3 protein-coding genes are annotated in these 2,596 nt (G+C 47.3%); all 3 read left to right on the top strand.

Annotated elements, in window-relative coordinates; all coding sequences use genetic code 11:
• The first annotated feature begins 5 nt into the window (after positions 1 to 5).
• The 3 genes from COV46_02415 to COV46_02425 all read left to right on the top strand — a co-directional run bounded on the left by COV46_02415 (position 6) and on the right by COV46_02425 (position 2,568).
• Positions 6 to 1,118, top strand: a complete 1,113-nt coding sequence (locus tag COV46_02415) for a cell division protein (protein ID PIR17864.1) — start codon at positions 6 to 8, stop codon at positions 1,116 to 1,118.
• Complete coding sequence (locus COV46_02420) at positions 1,115 to 2,209, top strand: tRNA preQ1(34) S-adenosylmethionine ribosyltransferase-isomerase QueA (protein ID PIR17865.1); 1,095 nt, start codon at positions 1,115 to 1,117, stop codon at positions 2,207 to 2,209. Before COV46_02415 ends, COV46_02420 begins: the two co-directional genes overlap by 4 nt.
• 92 nt (positions 2,210 to 2,301) lie before the next feature.
• Entirely contained in the window at positions 2,302 to 2,568 is a 267-nt protein-coding gene (locus COV46_02425) for a hypothetical protein (protein PIR17866.1), read from the top strand.
• Positions 2,569 to 2,596 lie beyond the last annotated feature (28 nt).

Here is a 2,596-nt window from a genome sequence, read left to right on the forward strand (position 1 = left end):
TATAAATGCCCTCAAATCACCCACTCACTTTGGAGAAGAGCCTTTTTAACAAAGGTATTACTAACCAAAGATTAAAATACTATAAATTACATGAACGAATGAGATGCCTGTTTTTTACCGTTATCACCGTAGTTTTTTTGCTTCCCAGCGCACTAGCCGAACCTGTAAAAGAGATAAGGGTGGCGATAGCGAACAATGTCACCCGCCAGGAGATCAAAAAGAACCCCGCCGCTGTTGCCGGGAACGGACTTGCCTCTTTCAGGGGTAAAAAATATCCGGGAAGGATGGACTTTTTCGACAACGGTAACGGCACCCTTACCGCCGTGAACGTGCTTCATTTGGAGGATTATCTTGTGGGCCTCGTTGCGGGCGAGATGCCAAAGGACTGGCCGATAGAGGCGTTAAAGGCGCAGGCGGTAGTTGCCAGGACCTATGCCACATATCAGATCGATGCCAAAAAGGCTTCCGGCTCCGTTTATGACCTTGAATCAGGAATAATGGACCAGGTCTATGTTGGTTTTGTAGATGACAAAAGGGTGGACGAGACGGTCAATTCAACTCGCGGCGAGATCCTTACGCACAAGGGGCGACCGATAAAATCATTCTTCAGTTCCACATGCGGAGGCTTTACCGAATCGGCTTCGCACGTTTGGGGAGAGAACAATCTCTTTGGCACGGTAAAGGACGGCTATTGTGGCAGGTCTCCCCATTCAAGATGGATATATAAGATATCAAAGGGCGAGCTTGCATCCAAACTGACAGCGGCCGGTTTTCCGGTTGATGTCATAATATCCATCACCCCCGAAAGGTTGGACGGTAACGTTCGCGTGGCATCGCTAACGATAGGCGCCGGCGAACATACCATTTTCATTCAGGCGCAGGACCTAAGAAAGATATTGGGATTTAACAACCTAAAGAGCACATATTTTGATGTAAAGTTGGATTTCGGGCAGGTCGTGTTTACCGGCAGAGGTTTTGGGCATGGCGTCGGCATGTGCCAGTGGGGCGCTAAGGGAATGGCCGAGGCCGGAAAGGATTATAAAGAGATACTTGAGTTCTATTATTCCGGGACCACGCTCGAAATTCCCAAAAGGTCAAAGCGTTATAAGGCCAGATGAAACTTTCCGATTTCAGTTATGAATTTCCCGAAGGGCTTATCGCTACCGAGCCGATGAAAGACCGGGACGCGTCCCGCATGATGGTCGTGAACAGGTCATGCGGCACGTTCGAGCATTCTTTTGTTCACGAGCTCCCGTCGTTTTTAAAACGCGGAGATGTGTTGGTCGTTAACGACACGCGCGTATTTCCGGCAAGACTTATCGGTAAAAAGGAGAGCGGCGGTTATTTCGAGATACTTTTATTAAGACCACAGACCATAGACAATAGACCAAAGAGATGGAGGTGCATTACCAATCAGACAAAGACCGCAAGGCCGGGCCTTAAGATACTCTTCGGAGACGAACTTGTTGGAACTTTCGTTGCCCGTGAAGGCGAGGAGCTGATCATCGAGTTCAACGATCCGGAGCTGATAGAAAGGGTCGGCCTGCCTCCCGTGCCGCCGTATATAAGGAAGATGAGGGATAATTCTCCCCTCCTTAAGGATGGGGTGGGGGCGGTAGACAAAGAACGATATCAGACGATATATGCCATGGAGTCGGGCTCCGCAGCCGCCCCGACCGCGGGGCTCCATTTTACAGATGATCTATTAAAAAAGATCGAGAGTTTGGGCGTAAAACTTGCCAAGATAACGCTTCATGTGGGGCTCGATACATTTTCGCCGGTAAGAGTTGAGAATATCGAAGAACACAAGATGCACGGAGAAGAGTACTTCGTGCCGGAAGAGACGGTGATGGTGATCGAAAATGCAAAGAAAGAGGGCGGTCGCGTTATTGCCATAGGCACGACCGGCGTTCGTGCCCTTGAATCAGCTTGTCCCCTACTTTGTAAGGAGGAGAGAGGGGACGTAGATGTCTACCCCACCCAACCTCCGCTTACAAAGGGAAGGAGTGTTACCAATCTTTTTATCACCCCCGGCTACAAATTCCGTGTGATCGACGCGATATTCACCAACTTCCACCAGCCCGAATCGACACTTTTAATGATGGTCTCGGCCTTTGCCGGGAGAAGGCTTATAATGAAGGCTTATAAAGAGGCCATTGCCCAAAGATATCGCCTATTTTCCTACGGTGACTCGATGTTTATCCTGTAAAAGAATAAATAATATTTGTTATTCATTAATTTATTCTTGATAAACAATAATTAATATTGTTATATGTGTCTCACAACTCTTAGGAGGACCTTATGGAAAAGATACAGAAGTTCAGCAAGGTAGTATGTGGCGTGATCCTGGTCGCGCTTATTGCTTATCCGCTTATCGAAGCCCTTCAGTGGGCATTTTTTGCAGAGTGCCGATCTCATTTGGTCTGCTTTTTTTTGAATCCAACACACATATCCCTTGAAGGTCTACCCATACACGAGCCGATCACGATAAACATGAAGGTGTATGGTTACTTGGCTTCTATAGTATTTCAACTTCTTATTCGTATGCCAGTGCGAATAAGAAGTTGAAATACTTATAGTTTTTAACAAAGGTATT

It is taken from the genome of Deltaproteobacteria bacterium CG11_big_fil_rev_8_21_14_0_20_49_13, assembly GCA_002796305.1.
Taxonomy (GTDB): domain Bacteria; phylum UBA10199; class UBA10199.

Excerpts from the sequence above, each read along its gene's own strand:
- COV46_02415 (PIR17864.1), top strand. The coding sequence starts at position 6 with ATGCCCTCAAATCACCCACTCACTTTGGAGAAGAGCCTTTTTAACAAA.
- COV46_02420 (PIR17865.1), top strand. The coding sequence starts at position 1,115 with ATGAAACTTTCCGATTTCAGTTATGAATTTCCCGAAGGGCTTATCGCT.
- COV46_02425 (PIR17866.1), top strand. The coding sequence starts at position 2,302 with ATGGAAAAGATACAGAAGTTCAGCAAGGTAGTATGTGGCGTGATCCTG.